General features: G+C 37.1%; 16 protein-coding genes. 11 read left to right on the top strand and 5 right to left on the bottom strand.

Annotation, left to right across the window (positions count from 1 at the left end; all coding sequences use genetic code 11):
* Positions 1–83: 83 nt before the first annotated feature.
* Positions 84–1,400 (bottom strand): MFS transporter, encoded by a 1,317-nt coding sequence (locus tag EXE10_RS08605; RefSeq protein ID WP_130113081.1) that lies wholly within the window; start codon positions 1,398–1,400, stop codon positions 84–86.
* A 256-nt stretch (positions 1,401–1,656) separates the two neighbouring features.
* Positions 1,657–2,877 carry an acyl-CoA dehydrogenase gene (locus tag EXE10_RS08610; protein WP_130113082.1) on the bottom strand — a complete coding sequence of 407 codons (1,221 nt, stop codon included), beginning with the start codon at positions 2,875–2,877 and terminating at the stop codon, positions 1,657–1,659.
* A 586-nt stretch (positions 2,878–3,463) separates the two neighbouring features.
* Between EXE10_RS08610 and EXE10_RS08615 the strand changes: the two genes are divergently transcribed.
* Positions 3,464–4,417, top strand: coding sequence for a LysR substrate-binding domain-containing protein (locus EXE10_RS08615; protein ID WP_130113083.1), 954 nt, complete (start codon positions 3,464–3,466; stop codon positions 4,415–4,417).
* A gap of 70 nt (positions 4,418–4,487) precedes the next feature.
* Here the strand turns inward: EXE10_RS08615 and EXE10_RS08620 are convergent, their stop codons facing one another.
* Positions 4,488–4,823, bottom strand: a complete 336-nt coding sequence (locus EXE10_RS08620) for a hypothetical protein (protein ID WP_130113084.1) — start codon at positions 4,821–4,823, stop codon at positions 4,488–4,490.
* A gap of 117 nt (positions 4,824–4,940) precedes the next feature.
* Between EXE10_RS08620 and EXE10_RS08625 the strand changes: the two genes are divergently transcribed.
* The 8 genes from EXE10_RS08625 (at position 4,941) to accC (ending at position 12,372) form a co-directional block, all read left to right on the top strand.
* Positions 4,941–5,363 carry an HD domain-containing protein gene (locus EXE10_RS08625; protein ID WP_130113085.1) on the top strand — a complete coding sequence of 141 codons (423 nt, stop codon included), beginning with the start codon at positions 4,941–4,943 and terminating at the stop codon, positions 5,361–5,363.
* Positions 5,364–5,448: 85 nt separating this feature from the next.
* The gene (locus EXE10_RS08630; RefSeq protein WP_087551810.1) at positions 5,449–6,348 is read left to right on the top strand and encodes a LysR family transcriptional regulator; all 900 of its coding nucleotides are present in this window, start codon (positions 5,449–5,451) and stop codon (positions 6,346–6,348) included.
* Between the two features lie 153 nt (positions 6,349–6,501).
* The gene (locus tag EXE10_RS08635) at positions 6,502–7,293 is read left to right on the top strand and encodes a PaaX family transcriptional regulator C-terminal domain-containing protein (protein WP_130113086.1); all 792 of its coding nucleotides are present in this window, start codon (positions 6,502–6,504) and stop codon (positions 7,291–7,293) included.
* A 155-nt stretch (positions 7,294–7,448) separates the two neighbouring features.
* Positions 7,449–8,444: a fatty acid desaturase family protein gene (locus tag EXE10_RS08640; protein WP_130113087.1), complete on the top strand. Its 996-nt coding sequence runs from the start codon at positions 7,449–7,451 to the stop codon at positions 8,442–8,444.
* A gap of 105 nt (positions 8,445–8,549) precedes the next feature.
* Positions 8,550–9,866, top strand: a complete 1,317-nt coding sequence (locus EXE10_RS08645) for a Y-family DNA polymerase (protein WP_130113088.1) — start codon at positions 8,550–8,552, stop codon at positions 9,864–9,866.
* A gap of 235 nt (positions 9,867–10,101) precedes the next feature.
* A complete protein-coding gene (gene aroQ / locus EXE10_RS08650; RefSeq protein WP_068974641.1) occupies positions 10,102–10,557 on the top strand; it encodes a type II 3-dehydroquinate dehydratase in 456 nt (151 codons plus the stop codon).
* 17 nt (positions 10,558–10,574) lie between these two features.
* Complete coding sequence (locus tag EXE10_RS08655; RefSeq protein ID WP_068974640.1) at positions 10,575–10,991, top strand: acetyl-CoA carboxylase biotin carboxyl carrier protein; 417 nt, start codon at positions 10,575–10,577, stop codon at positions 10,989–10,991.
* 16 nt (positions 10,992–11,007) lie between these two features.
* On the top strand, positions 11,008–12,372 hold the full coding sequence (gene accC, locus EXE10_RS08660) for an acetyl-CoA carboxylase biotin carboxylase subunit (RefSeq protein WP_068974639.1): 1,365 nt from the start codon (positions 11,008–11,010) through the stop codon (positions 12,370–12,372).
* 96 nt (positions 12,373–12,468) lie between these two features.
* Here accC and EXE10_RS08665 read toward each other — a convergent pair whose 3' ends face one another.
* The gene (locus EXE10_RS08665) at positions 12,469–12,963 is read right to left on the bottom strand and encodes a hypothetical protein (protein ID WP_087551805.1); all 495 of its coding nucleotides are present in this window, start codon (positions 12,961–12,963) and stop codon (positions 12,469–12,471) included.
* 257 nt (positions 12,964–13,220) lie between these two features.
* Here EXE10_RS08665 and EXE10_RS08670 point away from each other — a divergent pair, with 257 nt between their 5' ends.
* The gene (locus tag EXE10_RS08670) at positions 13,221–14,699 is read left to right on the top strand and encodes a GGDEF domain-containing protein (RefSeq protein ID WP_087551804.1); all 1,479 of its coding nucleotides are present in this window, start codon (positions 13,221–13,223) and stop codon (positions 14,697–14,699) included.
* Positions 14,700–14,719: 20 nt separating this feature from the next.
* Positions 14,720–16,219 (top strand): amidase, encoded by a 1,500-nt coding sequence (locus tag EXE10_RS08675; RefSeq protein ID WP_130113089.1) that lies wholly within the window; start codon positions 14,720–14,722, stop codon positions 16,217–16,219.
* A gap of 72 nt (positions 16,220–16,291) precedes the next feature.
* Here the strand turns inward: EXE10_RS08675 and EXE10_RS08680 are convergent, their stop codons facing one another.
* On the bottom strand, positions 16,292–17,005 hold the full coding sequence (locus EXE10_RS08680; protein WP_130113090.1) for a hypothetical protein: 714 nt from the start codon (positions 17,003–17,005) through the stop codon (positions 16,292–16,294).
* Positions 17,006–17,137 lie beyond the last annotated feature (132 nt).

Here is a 17,137-nt window from a genome sequence, read left to right on the forward strand (position 1 = left end):
CTGTATGAGGAGCTTTGACCCTCCTCAATATTTCATTTACTTTGATAAAATTTTCATTATTTAGCATTATGCTTTAGTGCACATTACTGTTTTTGCGGATCATATTGACGGTCTTTGATAAACAAACCTGGTAAGATGCCAGCTACAAAATATGCTGCACCCATGACAATAAATGCTGTCATAAATGTCCCCCCCGAAGCTAAGAAACCAATCGTAGCTGGAGCTATTGCAGCACCAACACGCCCAATATTGTATGCACCACCAATCGCAGTACCACGCACATCTGTTGAGAATGATTCAGCCATATACGTTGCATTTACACCATAAGGAATGCCATATAAAAACCCAAATGTGATCAATAAATACAAGATATTATCAGGGGTGTTAAAGAAAATAATAATTGGGAGGAAAATCGCACTCGCAATCGTACCGAATACAAATACAGCACGGCGATTAAACTTATCTGCTAAATAGCCTGCCAATATTTTCCCTAAAATCATCGCAGTATAAGAACCCACCATATAGCTGGTCATATTTTTAAAGTTCATGTGCACTTCAGTTTCAAGATAACTAGGCATCCAGTTATTGATTCCGTAATAACCAAACTGTAAGAAGAACGCAGTCGTCATCCACAACAAGAACATTTTGCGATGTTTAAAATTGGCAAAAATTTGTTTATAAATACTGCCACTTTTAGGTTTTTCTTCGACAACTTTTTCAGGTTGTTTTTTACCTTGTAATTGATCAATTTTAGTCAATTGCCATGACTTCGGCTCTGGTACAAACCGTTGTAGGAAAATATTGATAAATGCTGGAATCACTGTGATAAAGAACAAAATTCTCCATCCGTGCTCAGGGATAATTGCACCTGCTAAAATTGTTGCTACGATATAACCAACCGTTTGTCCCGTCTGTAATGTTCCCAATACAGTTGTACGATATGTTGTAGGGACATATTCAGCCATCAAAGTATTACATGCCATATACAGCGCACCTATACCCAATGCACCAATAAAGCGTAATGCCATAAATTGCTCAAAACTTTGAGTAAACCCTAACAAACACGTCGCAATAGAAAAGAATGTCACTGAACTTGCAATCGTACGCACGCGACCAAATTTATCACATGCCCAACCACCGAGAATCCCTCCGATTCCCATACCTGCCAATGAAGCACTACCTAAAGCACCTGCCTGAAAAGTTGTTAATGCAAATTCACCTTTTAAACTGGTTAGACTATACGACAACAACATGATGTCGATACCATCTACCACCATCGCAAAATAAGCAAATAATAATGCCCATTTCCAAGTATTTGGACCAATTTTTTCGTATGTACCAATATTAGATGGCAAACTTCCTTTTACAGAAAGTGCAACTGATTGAACGTCATTGTTCATATTTCCTTTACCTCATTTTCCCAAATGAGTCATCGGTTATCTTACAGCCTCATTATCAATCCATTCTTTATTTATAATTTTAAAACTTGAATGAAATTTGACAATTTACAGCAATATAGATATTTGTACGATGAATCCTTCTATCGTTAATTCAACTTACCTTATTCATTTATTTTAAATTTTAAGGCAAAACCGCTCTAAGGATGCTCAATCATGAACATCCTTAAAGGTTTTTAATGCAATGATTTATATCAACTTAGTTACCGAAAGCTGCAATACCAGTTTGAGCACGACCAAGGATCAAAGCATGAACATCATGTGTACCTTCATAGGTATTGACCACTTCAAGATTCACTAAATGGCGTGCCACACCAAATTCATCACTGATTCCATTGCCACCCATCATGTCACGAGCAACGCGAGCAATATCTAAAGCTTTGCCACAATTATTACGCTTGATTAATGAAGTACCTTCAAGTGAAGCTATACCTTCATCTTTCATACGACCAAAACGCAATGCGATTTGTAAACCTAATGCAATTTCAGTTTGCATATCTGCGAGTTTCTTTTGGATCAATTGATTAGCAGCCAATGGACGACCAAATTGTTTACGATCCATGGTGTATTGATGTGCAGTTTGCCAACAGAACTCAGCCGCACCCATTGCACCCCAAGCAATACCATAACGAGCACTGTTTAAACAGGTAAATGGGCCACGTAATCCACGGATTTCAGGAAAGGCATTTTCTTCAGGAACAAAGACATTATCCATCACGATTTCACCTGTGATTGACGCACGTAGACCAACTTTGCCGTGAATCGCGGGTGCTGACAGACCTTCCCAGCCTTTTTCTAAAATAAAGCCACGAATCTCACCAACATTACCTTCAGCAGAAACTTCTTTTGCCCAGACTACAAATACATCGGCGATTGGGCTGTTGGTAATCCACATTTTTGCACCAGTTAAACGATAACCACCCTCAACCTTTTTAGCGCGGGTAATCATGCTACCTGGATCAGAACCATGATCAGGTTCAGTTAAACCGAAACATCCAATATATTCACCTGTTGCCAATTTAGGTAAATACTTTTGTTTTTGTTCTTCTGAACCAAATTCGTTGATCGGCACCATCACCAATGAACTTTGTACACTTGCCATTGAACGGTAACCTGAATCCACACGTTCAACTTCACGTGCGATCAAACCATAGCTGACATAATTTAAACCAGCACCGCCGTATTGCTCTGGAATCGTTGGACCTAATAAGCCTAACTCGCCCATTTCGCGGAAAATCGAAGCATCGGTTTTTTCATGACGGAATTGTTCTAAAACACGTGGCATAAGTTTGTCTTGTGAATAAGCTGCTGCTGCATCACGAATCATTCGTTCTTCTGAAGTCAGTTGTTGTTCCAATAAAAATGGATCTTGCCAGTTAAATTGAACACGGGTTTTCTTAGTATTGAGCATTTGATTCATCGCTTCCTCTGCGCATCTCGTTTTGTTGTTACATTCAATTTAAACGTGAACAATCAAGCTTTCAAACGATAAATTCGCACTCAGATATTCCATTTATGCATATCTTGTGTTTTGATTGATTCAATACTGAAGATGAATTTATTTTCCTATTTTAAGATCAGACTAAAGTTCAATCTTGAGCATAGATATTGTTTAGATATATTTTCAAACAACATTATTGACTGATGTTACGCAGTAACATAAAAAATCTTTTGCGCTTCGATAAAATTTGATACGCGAAAACGTCATCCGCAACTGTTTGAGGCAGGACTACTTTTAATCAGATATGTGTCTGCGATGTATTGAAAGATTTGACGGATGATGACGAGTTTTGCGGATGACAATGGTTTTGGGTACTTTTGCCAAAACAAAAGTACCTCGAGCCGAAGGCTAAGCCCTAAATTAAAACTTTTGATGTAAGACTCCGCCGAGAAGAATTAATCATATTTGAAAAATGAATAATTCTTTTTCAATGCGTAACATCACTTAATGATATAAATCATTCAACTAGAACTTCAATTTCCATTAAGATATTCAAGGAACGAATATGCGCAGAATGATTCCCTCGCTACAATCACTGATCTGTTTTGAGGCCGCGGCAAAGCATTTAAGCTATACCTTTGCAGCACAAGAACTTCATCTGACCCAAAGCGCAGTATCTCGACAAGTACAACAACTTGAAGAGTTTTTAGGACTCAATCTATTTAATCGAACTCGTCACGGTGTGGAACTCACTCAAGCGGGCGAACATTATTTTAAAAATATCAAGTCACATTTACTTGGAATTGAGCAAAGTACTTTGGATGTGATGAGTCATAAAGGCTTAGGTGGGACGCTGAAAATTGGTGTAGTTCCAACATTTGCGACGCGTTGGCTATTACCGCGACTGTATAAATTTAATGAAATTCATCCTGAAATCACGATTCATTTGGAAACTAGCACCAAACCATTTTTATTCAGTGATCATATTTTTGATGCAGCGATCTATACAGGTACACCTGCTCAAGTTGAAAATTGGCCAAATGCAAAAACACATTATTTGATGAATGAAGATGTCGTGCCTGTATGTTCAGCAGATTTAATATTTAAGCATTTTCCTGAACTCAAAGGACATTCAGGTGAGTTAACACGTAGCTTATCCGCACAGGAAATCGCGCGCCTGCCTTTCTTACAACAAACCACACGTCCTTATATTTGGAAAGAATGGTTTGAAGTATCTGATCTAGATCATCCTTTTGCACTCGATGGACAACGGCACGAACTATTTTCCATGCTCGCTGTTGCAGCCATACACCACATGGGCGTTGCTTTAATTCCACAAAAACTGCTTGAAAAAGAACTCCGTTCAGGTGAATTAATCATCGCCTCAGATATTAAGCTGAAAGGTTCTCGCGCTTATTATTTTGTATATGCTGAACAGCAACAGTCACCATTGATTGCAAAATTTATTGAATGGTTACTGACAGAAGTTGAATTATCACAAAGCACTTTTATGAAATAAGGTTTAGATAATTTCAAATCTTAATTTTTATTTAAAACAAAGAAATTCAATGCAATCTGGTCAAATATATCTATCCAGTAAAACCGATATAACGTGAAATTTCTTGTCCACCTACAGCTCCTAAACTGGCTTTATAAATTGTAAATTCAGGATATGAACTGCTGCTTAATTCTTGGAAAATATTTAAACCTTGATCATCATGTGCATGAATTTCATCCACGCTACGTGACATGGTTGATTCAAACTCATCTGCAATAAACTCAAAACCTAAGTCCATCGCAATGAATAAGGTATGTTCACAAGGTTGTAAATACTGTTCCTCATTCCAATCAATCACTGCATGTTGGCAATGCGGGCATGTAACATTTTCTTGAGAATTTTCTAAGGTGATCAGTTGAAAAGCCATAAAGATTAGAACAAAATAAAATTATATTTTAAACGAGTTGGGGCAAATTAAACACTCGTTTTGGATTGCAATAAAGCAAGATTTTGAATAAATACAGAAATGAAAGACAAGGATATTATGTCAACGATTGAAAAAGCGATTGCTTTAGCAGCTCGTAAACACGCAGGTCAAAAAGATAAAGGAAATCAACCTTATATTTTCCACCCTCTCAGACTGATGTTCAAAGTGAAAACACCTGATCAGCAAATCGTCGCCGTTCTACACGATATTTTAGAAGATACAGATACGACTGTAGTCGATTTGATTTCTTTAGGATTTAGCCAAGAAATTGTCGATGCGATTGTTGCATTGACAAAGAAAGAAGGTGAATCACGTATTGAAGCCGCATATCGTGCTGTTAAAAATCCGATTGCGCGTATTGTTAAATTGGCAGATGTTGCTGACAACATGGATTTAACCCGTATTCCTCACCCTACAACCAAAGACCTTTTACGTTTAGAAGAATACAAACAGGTTCAATATATTCTCATGACAGCTTAAATGCATAAATTCACAATTAACAAATTGACTTAACGCAACAATTGAGTGTAAAAATGCCCAATTGTTGCAATTTTGGAATGTATTTATGCTCACTGATTTGGATGATTTTTACTGTTTTGGTCTTGTGGTCGAACATGGCGGTTTTAGTGCTGCTGAACGTGCAACCGATATTCCAAAATCCAAACTCAGTCGCCGTGTATATAACTTAGAAGAAAAACTTGGCGTCCGTTTAATTCAACGTAGCTCACGACATTTTGCTGTCACTGATATTGGAATGAATATTTATCGTCATGCCCAAGTCATGATGAATGCAGCCCAATCTGCACATGATCTTGTGGATCATTTAAGTGAACAACCTCGAGGTGTCATCAAAGTCAGCGTTCCTGTTTCTGTTGCACAAAATGAGCTTTCAAAAATTTTACCTGATTTTTTAAAAGCCTATCCTGAAATTAAAGTTCAATTGATGGTCAGTAACCGTAGAATTGATATTATTAATGAAGGCTTTGATGTGGCTTTAAGGGTTCGCGCAAGTTTAGATGATGACCCAAGTTTAGTCATTCGTAAATTTGAAAATATCGAACAACATTTATTTGCAAGCCAAGCCTATTTGAATGAGTTTGGAATACTGAAAAAGCCTGATGATTTAACTGAACATCGCATTTTAAGTATGGTCGATGAACATTTAGATCAACAAATGATTTTACATGATGCTCAAAACCAACAAAAAAAGGTCAAAATCAATCCAATTTTAATGGGCTCTGATCTAATTATGCTGGCAAAATTAGCTGTGCAAAACTGTGGTATTGCCCTTTTACCAGACTCGGTTGCCAGTGATTATGTCTTAACCGGTGAATTGGTTCGTGTTTTACCTGACTGGAAAGCACCGCATGGGATCTTCCATGCCGTCTATCCATCTCGTCGTGGACAATTGCCTGCTGTACGGGTTTTTATCGACTATTTAGTTGAGCATTTAAATAAACGTTAAAATTAACTTAAAAAATAATAAACTTATATTTGATTGATTTGTTTGTACTGACTTTATCGCCTAGCATCCAAATCAATCACTATTCTTTGATCAACACTGTAAAATATCAATATAATTCCTATTGATACATTTTTAACATTTCTGAGTGCTCAAATGACACCTTTAAATGCCAAGTCATTCATTCTCGATTTATTTTTGGCTTCTAGTGGTCAAACACTCTCAATTAAACAAATTCTCAATGCTGCAAAAATATTAGAAATTAGTGAAAATAATATTCGTGTTGCGGTAACACGTTTAAGCCATGAAAATATGATTGAATCTGTATCTCGTGGTCACTATAAACTCAGTACCAATGCTGAAAATTGGGGTTCAATTATTCTCCATCGTGATCATGCATTAAAAAGTAACCCCGATTGGAATCAACAATATATCGGTATTCTAACCACACATTTAGGTCGTACTGATCGCACGGCACTCAGCCATCGAGAAAAGATTTTAAAACATGCGGGCTTTAGAGAACTCGAAACAGGCTTTTTTATTCGACCTAATAATTTAACACTAAATTTAAATGAGCTAACTCAAAAGTTAGTGCATCAAGGATTAGAATCCGAAGCCAAATTTATGCTCATTGCTCAGTTTCCAGATAATACACAAAATAAAATCATAGACTTATGGGACACTCAGAAACTGAATCAACGCTATGAAAAATACACTCTACAACTTCAACAGTGGCTAAGCCATTACCAAACAATGAATCCAATCGAACGTGCAAAAACATCATTTTTACTCGGTAGAGAAACCATTGCACTCATGCTCACGGATCCATTACTTCCTTCAGCTTGGGTCGATACCGTTTTAAGAACTGATTTTTTCAAGGCTGTGATTCAACTCGATCAAATCGGACAAGACACTTGGCAACAGTTAAATCAAAAAGAAAACATTTAAAATCAAATGATTTAGTTTGTTAAGTTTAGAGTTTAGCGATGTTGTTTGAATCTTAAATCCATTAAATATTACATTTAAAAAATAAAATTAATTGACTGTAATATTTTATACTCTACAATCATTTTAGATCCAATAAAAAGATGAAAGGACTACAAATGAATGCCCGCATCAGCGTGACAGAATTATTTTCCAGAGAAGAAATTGATGAATTAACAACACCCTCAGACCTTGGTGGTTTATGGGCTGTGGGTTCAACATGGGCGGTTATTGCAGGTACATTTGCCAGTGTTGCACTTTCTTGGGAATATCTGCCCACTTGGGGCAAGGTTTTAATGATTGCTGCCGCTTTGGCTATTTTGGCAGGTCGCCAACTGTGTTTAGCTATTTTAATGCATGATGCTTCACACCATAGTCTATTTAAAAGCAAATGGTTAAATGATGCGACAGACTGGTTATGCGCCAAACCAATTTGGAATGATCTGCATAAATATCGTGCGCATCATATGCGCCATCATGCCAAAACCTCATTACCTGAAGATCCTGATTTAAGCCTTGTAGATAACTTTCCTATTTCAAAAAAATCACTTATGCGAAAATTTAGTCGTGATCTTACAGGGCTAACAGGAGTTAAATTTTTATTTGGTCGCCTACTCATGGATTTGGAGTTACTTGAATGGACGGTTGCCAATGATCAACGCAAAATTCCTGTTGGAAATCGTAATGCTTTGGACTTTGCCAAAACCTTAATCAAAAACAGCTCAGGTGCAATCCTGAGCAATGCAGCCATATATTACGCCCTAAAAAAATCAGGACATGCCAAATTGTATTGGTTATGGCCAATTGCCTATATCACACCATTTCCACTCTTTATTCGTATTCGTTCTATGGCAGAACATGCAGGCATGCAAACCAGTCACAATGCATTGACCAATACCCGAACCACCAAAGCCAATCTTATTGCACGTGCCTTGGTTGCACCCATTCATGTCAATTATCACCAAGAACAACATTTAATGGCTTCTGTGCTCTATTTTAAATTGCCACGGATGCATCAATTATTGCGTAAGCGTGGTTTTGTTGAACAACCACCCACTTATTTAGATGTCATAAAATTACTTTCTAATCAAAAAACAGAACCAGTAACAGCATGATCTTTTTGAAATAGGTGATATAACAGAAAATACCACCCACCCATTGTATTTTATTTATCCAACATTCATGCTACATTTTGAATTTGTAACTTTTTCAAGATAAATATGGCTGAGCAAATTTTCGCACTGATTGATATCAATAACTGCTATGTCAGTTGCGAACGTGTGTTTAATCCTCGTCTCAACAATAAGCCTGTCGTTGTACTCAGTAATAACGATGGTTGTGTTGTCTCTCGAAGCAATGAAGCCAAAACACTCAATATTAATATGGCTGTGCCATGGTATGAAATCCAAGAACAAGCTGAACAAGCAGGCGTCATCGCCTATTCAAGTAACTATGCGCTTTATGCTGATTTTTCAGATCGTTTTTTTAGAACACTTGAAACATTTTTTAGAGCTGAAGATTTAGAAGCCTATTCAATTGATGAGTGTTTTATTCACTTAAGTTCTTATCGAGATTTATTCGACTTAGAAGATTATTGTCGTAAGCTCGTTCAAACCATACAAAAATGGCTCGGTCTACCCTGTTGTATCGGCATTGGTTATAGCAAAACCCAAGCCAAACTTGCCAATCATTTTGCCAAGAAAAAACAGGGTTTTCAAAATGTATGCGACTTGACACAACTCGATCTGTGTAGTTTTGAAACCTTATTACTCAACACGAATGTCTCCGAGATTTGGGGGATTGGACGTAAAATCAGCAAACAGTTAGAAGCCTACAAGATTGAAAACTGTTATGACTTAACTTTTGCCAATGAACACCACCTTACAAGAGCATTTTCAGTACTCATTGGACGCACCATTCGTGAGCTAAAAGGTCAATCCTGTATCTCCTTGGATGACCCTGAAATTCCCTCTAAACGCATCTTATCTTCTCGTAGTTTTGCATCTGCACTCAATCAGATTGACATCATCAAACAAGCGATTATTTTCCATGTCAATCGAGCACATCAACGCCTAAGCAAACAACAGCAACTCTGTGCCGTCATCCATGTTTCTTTGTATGAAAAAATCCCCCAAGCACCCTATAAAAAATCACTTTCAACAGTTATAGGTTTAGAGTATGCAACTGATGATTTGCTCCTGCTTACACAAACTGCATTACAGCAAATCGATGTTTTATTTAAAGAAAATAAGAAATATGTAAAAGTTGCGGTGATGTTTTCTGCCTTGCACAGTAAAAACCAACACATCAATGACTTATGGCATCCTGTTCAATTGATTCAGCAACGTGATGAACTGATGAAAACTTTAGCGCAAGTGAAAAAGCGTTATGGCTCAGACAGCGTCCAAGTCGGTTATCATTCCAAAGAAAATTCATGGAAAATGCGTCAACAAAACCTCTCTCCACGTTATACGACTCGATGGAGTGACATCTTATGTATTGATGACTCTCACATGGCTGTTACACAAAATAAATGAATAGTTTGGTCACTCCGTTTAGAATATGTCGATAACGAAACACCTTCAAAAAATGTCATATTTTAACATTGCCATTTCGCTTCAAAATTAACATGATATAGCCCATACAAGGCACAGCATTTCTGCGACAATTCAAAGAAAATATAAAGTATTTGTGGAAAAACATGCCATAATATGCAAACTTTGCAGACATCTTGCAAAGATTTTTTGCAACTTTTGAATTGGAGCAGTCTCAATGAGTTCGACCATTTTGGTCATTCACGGACCAAACTTAAACTTGCTAGGAAAGCGCGAACCTGAGGTCTATGGTCACCTCACATTGGATGACATTAACCAACAACTCAGCAGCCAAGCTCAACAAGCCAATATGACTTTAGATACTTTCCAAAGCAATTGGGAAGGTGCAATCGTTGATCGTATTCACCAAGCACAGCTTGACGGCGTAAAATTTATTATTATTAATCCCGCTGCACTTACCCATACTTCTGTTGCTGTACGTGATGCGTTACTGGGCGTTGCCATTCCATTTATCGAAGTACATCTTTCAAATGTTCATGCTCGCGAAGCATTTAGACATCATTCTTATTTATCTGACAAAGCCGTAGGCGTAATTTGTGGTTTAGGTGCTCAAGGTTACTCTTTTGCATTGAATTACGCGATCGACAAAATTAAATCTTCAACCCAATCATAATTTAGGAATACAAACACATGGATATTCGCAAAATTAAAAAGCTCATCGATTTGATGATCGAATCTGACCTTCAAGCGATTGAAGTTAAAGAAGGAGATCAGTCGATTGCTTTAACACGTCGTAATCCTGTGGTTGCTGGTGTCGCACCTGTTGCATTGCCTGCTGCTGAAGCGCCTGTTGTAAAAGCTGCCTCTCGTGGTGCTGTAGAAACTTCACCAATGGTTGGTGTGTTCTACTCTGCTCCAAGTCCTGGCGAAGCACCGTTTGTCAATGTTGGTCAAACTGTTTCTGCGGGTGAAACTTTAGGTATCATCGAAGCAATGAAAATCATGAACCCGATTGAAGCGACTCAAAGCGGTGTTGTTGAAGAAATTTTAGTTAAAAATGGCGATGTAATCCAATTCGGTCAACCTTTATTCCGCTATCGCGCGTAATATTTAGGGGGTTGATATGTTGCAAAAAGTTTTAATTGCAAACCGAGGTGAGATTGCGCTGCGCATCACTCGTGCTTGTAAGACTTTAGGAATCAAAACTGTCGGTATCTATTCAGACGCTGATAAAGATTTAATGCATTTGCGCTTTTGTGATGAAGCTGTATGTATTGGTCCAGGTGCAAGTAGCGAAAGTTATTTAAACATTCCTGCCATCATTACTGCTGCGGAAATTACAGGCGCAGATGCAATCCATCCTGGTTATGGTTTCTTGTCTGAAAATGCTGAATTTGCCGAAATCGTAGAAAGTTCTGGTTTTATTTTCATTGGTCCACGTCCTGAACATATTCGCCTCATGGGGAATAAAGTTTCTGCGATTATGGCGATGCGTAAAGCGGGTGTACCTACCGTTCCTGGTTCTGCTCACGCAGTAACACCAAATAATGCCTTAGCCGAAGCGAAAGAAATTGGTTTCCCTCTGATCGTCAAAGCTGCTTCTGGCGGTGGTGGTCGTGGGATGCGTATTGTTGAACGTGTCGACACTTTACTTGAATCTGTTCAAGCAGCACAACGTGATGCTGAAATGTGGTTCGGTGATGACACTGTTTATATGGAACGTTTCTTACAAAAGCCTCGCCATGTAGAAGTTCAAGTATTGGCTGATGGAAATGGCGAAGCGATTCATTTGTATGATCGTGACTGTTCATTGCAACGTCGTCATCAAAAAGTACTCGAAGAAGCACCTGCTCCAGGTTTACCAGAAGAAGCACGTGCGCATATTTTAGAAGCATGTGTAAATGCTTGTAAATTGATGCAATATCGTGGTGCGGGTACGTTTGAATTCTTATTTGAAGATGGTGAATTCTTCTTTATTGAAATGAATACACGTGTTCAAGTTGAGCATCCTGTAACTGAACAAGTGACAGGTGTCGATATTATTGAGCAACAGTTACGTATTGCTGCGGGTCTAGGCTTAAACATCACACAAGATGAAGTTCAACTCAAAGGTCATGCGATTGAGTGCCGTATCAACGCCGAAGATCCTTCAACATTCTTACCTTCACCAGGTAAAATTGAAGCATTCTATGCGCCAGGTGGTGCAGGGATTCGTTTAGACTCTCATATCTATGAAGGCTACAACATTCCGCCATATTACGACTCAATGATTGCCAAATTGATTTCACATGGTAAAGATCGAGATACTGCGATTGCACGTATGAAGCAAGCTTTAGATGAAATGATTTTGACTGGAATTAAAACCAATATTCCATTGCATAAAGATTTGATTCTTGAAGATAAGAACTTCTGCAAACAAGCGATGGATATTCACTACCTTGAAAAACACTTACTTAAACAAGTGCAAGGTCATGAAAATGATGCTTAATTAAAAGCATCTGTGAAATAAAAAAACCTCTGAAAAATCAGAGGTTTTTTATTCTATAAGTAATAATAACTGATTATTTCAAGTTAAATAAAGTACTTAAGGAAGTACACGGTTTAAAGTTGCAAAACACTGATCACCTTTATCAGATGCACAGAAATTAATTTGGTTCTTATTGATCCATTTCACAAAGTACTGAGAGACCTCCCCACTTTGATCTTGTTTCTGACCAGAACAATCTATCTCATTATTTTCATACTTAATCTGCATAATCAGTACAGGTGGCTTTTCTAATGTATTGTCTGGTGATGGTTGATAATCAAATAACCCTATTGACCATTCTTTACCACTATTAACAACGACTTCATTTTGACCACGAAAATTATAAAACTCAGTACATTTCTTATTGTTCGGAATTTCCATCCCCCATAAACCCAAAATTTCAGGGCGCGTATTTATACGAATATAACTGGTTTTATTGGTTGCAGTCACCGTACTCGCAGGCGCTGTCTGCACTTGAGTAGCCTGTTCTGCTGCCATCGTAAAGCTTGAAAAACTAAGGAATAAAGCTGTTATTAATGCTGTTTTTTTCATACCAAGTCTGTATGTCATATTTCATTTGTCATAAATTAGCATATATTCAAAATAAAACATGTAAAATTAACCATATAAGAACAATATTCGTAGTTATTTATAATATATATTTTTTTTGTAATAAATTTACAAACTGCGACGAAAGCTATTGATTTACAGATATAAAGAGATAAGATTATCATTATTCACTTATTAAAATATAACCATTTTTAAATATTGGTTTAGAATTTAAACATTCATAGCATTAGGTTAGCGAATTGGTACAGGCTATAACAACTCCACATCAGCGACTTAAAGACAATATTTCTGCTTTTTTTATTATAGCAGCGATTATTTTCGTCACAGCTTTAGCGGGGATATTAGGTAGACCATTGCTCTTTCTTGCTATTTTTTGGCCAGCCAATGCAATTTTACTTGGGCTATTATTAAGATTTAATTCACTCAAAAATATTGGTGGTTGGCTTGGTGCTTTTGCAGGCTTCATGATTGCAGATTTACTCACAGGAAATTCATTCTTAGTCACGCTGTTTTTAACCATAGCAAACATGTTAAATGCGCTCGTAACACTCATTTTAATACGCTTGCTGAAACTTCATTATAAACAATACAATAAGGGTTTAACTTTTCTTTACTTATTTACCATTAGCGCCTTTGGTGGTTGTTTAGCTGCTGCAACATTTGCCTGTTTAACCGTTCCTCATATGCCAAACACTTTTATGTCCATGGATCGTATTTGGGTCGATTTTGGTATGTGGTGGACAGGTGAAATTTTAAATGTGATTGCATTTTTACCTATTATCTTAGCCATTCCAGACAAGACTACCATCCAAAACTATTATCAAGATTTTCAACAAAAAACTTTTCAATTCAAAACACTTCTCCCTTTTCTCGGTGTTATTTTATCGGTTATTTTAACCCATTTTTTTATTGGTCCAGGCGCAATCATGTTTCCGATTGCCGCATTGGTATGGGCTGCATTAAGCTATAACCTCTTTTTTGTCGCCATTATCAACTGCGTAGTTTGCATGCTTTTGTATAATTCGTTGACTGCATATTATATAGAACAATCCCCGAATGCTTATTTGGCCACTACACTCTCCGTTCGCATCGGATTATGTATGCTTGCCTTAGCACCACTGACATTGGCGATTATTAGTTTAAATAGGCAAAAACTGTATCATCAAATTTTATATCTCGCCAATCATGATGGTTTAACAACAGCACTAAACCGTCGATATTTCTACGAAGAAAGCGAGAAAACGATTATTGAAGAAACCGAAAAAAAACAACATGTTCAAAGCGTAACTGTTTTACTTCTCGATTTAGATCACTTTAAAAAAATTAATGATCAATATGGACATACCATTGGTGATTACGTTTTGCAAGAATTTACTAAACAAGTGAAAGCACAAATCCGTAGTGATGATTTATTCGGACGCTTAGGCGGTGAAGAATTTGCGATTCTATTCAAGAACTTAAACTTAGAACAAAGTATTCAAATTGCACAACGGATTTGTAATACTGTATTCACCACACCTATTCTTTTAGATGATGGTCGAATATTAAATATTAGTGTCAGTATTGGGTTAAGCTACCAAACTCTGCCCTATTGTGTTCCATTTCAACAGTTGATTAAACGAGCAGATGATGCACTATATTTAGCGAAAGAAAAAGGACGTAACCAACTCTGTATTGATACGGAAATCCAACAGGATCATCGACTTTTACCTCAATAAATAAATGACAAAGGACTGTAATGAAATTCAACGAGTATATTCAATATGATGGTATAGGATTAGCCAATTTAGTGAAGAATAAAGAGATCCAATCTCATGAGCTATTAGAAGTTGCCATCGGACGTGCTGAACAGGTCAATCCAAAAATTAATGCGATTGTCATTCCCATTTATGAACATGCTTTAAATAAAGTAAAAAATAATCAAAACGCTTCTTCTAATACCTTTTCAGGTGTTCCCTTTTTGCTCAAAGATTTACATCAGGAATATGCTGGCGTACCAATTTCTTCGGGTTCAAAATCATTTAAAAATGCAAAATATATCGCAACAGAAAATGCTGAAATCGTCAATCGTTGGGAAAATGCTGGTGTTATCACTTTTGGGCTTACTAATTCACCTGAGTTTGGGATCAAAGGAATCACTGAACCTGAAGCATGGGGAAGTTGTAAAAATCCGTGGAATCTAAAACATAACAGTGGTGGCTCTTCTGGCGGTTCAGCTTCTGCGATTGCAGCAGGTATCGTACCGATCGCAGGTGCAAGCGATGGTGGCGGTTCGATTCGTATTCCTGCATCGTATTGTGGTCTATTTGGTTTAAAACCAAGCCGAGGTCGTACACCCTGGGGACCTCAATTCAGTGAAGCCATGTATGGGGCTGCAATGCAACATGTACTATCAAAGTCTGTTCGTGATAGTGCAGCCATGTTAGATGCAATTCAAGGTCCAGACCAAGCTTCGTTATTTAATATTCAAAGCCCAAGTGAAAGTTATTTACAAGCGATCTACAAATCGCCTAAAAAATTAAGAATTGGTTTTTCGACTGAATCTCCAATTGGCACGTCTGTTTCAAAAGATGCGATTCAAGCAATTCAGCATACTGCAAAACTTTTAGAATCATTAGGTCATCACGTCGAAGAAGCTAAACCGCAAATTGACGGTATGCAACTTGCCAAAGACTTCATCACTACATGGTTCAGTCAATGTGCTTATACCGTGAGTCAAGTTAAACAGCAACTCGGTGCAACTGATCGTGATTTTGAGTTAGATACTTTAGCCATTGCCGCTTTTGGTGCAAAAGCTTCTGCAACAGACTATATTCACAATCTGAATAATTGGGGCACTTATGTCACTAAAATGAATCAGTATTTTCAACAATATGATTTACTTTTACTGCCTTCTACAGCCTCTGTTGCCCCTAAAAATGGTGAAGTGAAAACACCTGCTTGGCAAATTCCAATTTTGAAAGGCTTGCTTAAAGTAGACAAAGCGCATTTATTGGCAAAAGGGAAATTAGTCGAGCAACTCATTAAAAATAATTTGCAATGGGTTCCCTTTACCCAGCTTGCGAATATCACAGGTTTACCTGCAATGTCTGTACCGTTGTATTGGAATAAAAATAATCTGCCTTTGGGTTCTCAGTTTATTGCACCTTTTGGGCGTGAAGATCTTTTATTACAGTTAGCTGCTCAATTAGAACAAGCTCAACCGTGGAATCCAAAATATAGCTCCATTCAATTGTAATTTTCACAGAGGAATAGAGACAAGAATGAGCAACTCGTGTGCTCATTCTACGATTTTCTCAGTATGAAAAATCTATATTTTGAGCGCAACAGTTGTAAAAATCCAAACGATTGCAATATTCGCAAGTAACACATGCAATATCATCTTTCTATACTTGGTAAATTCAGCATTTAAATCACGCTTTTGCAGGCGCATGTATGGTGTAACTTTTTCAGAATCAAAACTATAAACAAAAAATACTAAAAATAGAAAACCTAATAAAAGTGAAAAATACGCTGAGTATTTAAGCAAAGTTGTTTTAAGATAGTTCGTATAATTTGCCTTTTCATAAGCACTTATATCAAAAATAATCGTCTGAAGTTCACTATTTTCATCGAAATAAGTCGCATCCATGAAAATATAATCCCGTATTTTTTCAGGTGAATCAGGATAAAAACGTGTTAATAATTTTATCGTTTTAAACTGATTGCTTGTATCTTCAAATAAAGAACAAACTCCGCTTGTATAGTCCCAACAGGATAATTCTGTCAGCAAGGCTTGATCATTTCCCTGATTGCAGAGTATTGCAACATAAGCTGATTTTCGACCATTTTTAGGCACATACTGGTACTGCACTTCACTTGGTACTTGATATTCGATAATTTTCTCAGCACCCACTTTGAGCAATCTATAATCAAGTGTTGTATGAATTAGGACAAAAAATCCGACAATATTAAAGAATAATAATCCTTTAAATGATTCTTTAATCCGTTCAATCTTATGTTCTTCGCCTTGTGTCGCAGTCATTTTGACAATATCAATAGGTCATTCTAAATTATAAATATTCTACTAAAATAATAGCTTAATATAAAATTATAAAGCGTTCGCATCGTATTCAATTCATATTCTATACATTATTGCCAAAAGTGAATTGCATGA

Origin of the sequence: Acinetobacter sp. WCHAc060033, from assembly GCF_004209125.1 — a bacterium.
Taxonomy (GTDB): Bacteria; Pseudomonadota; Gammaproteobacteria; order Pseudomonadales; family Moraxellaceae; genus Acinetobacter; species Acinetobacter wuhouensis.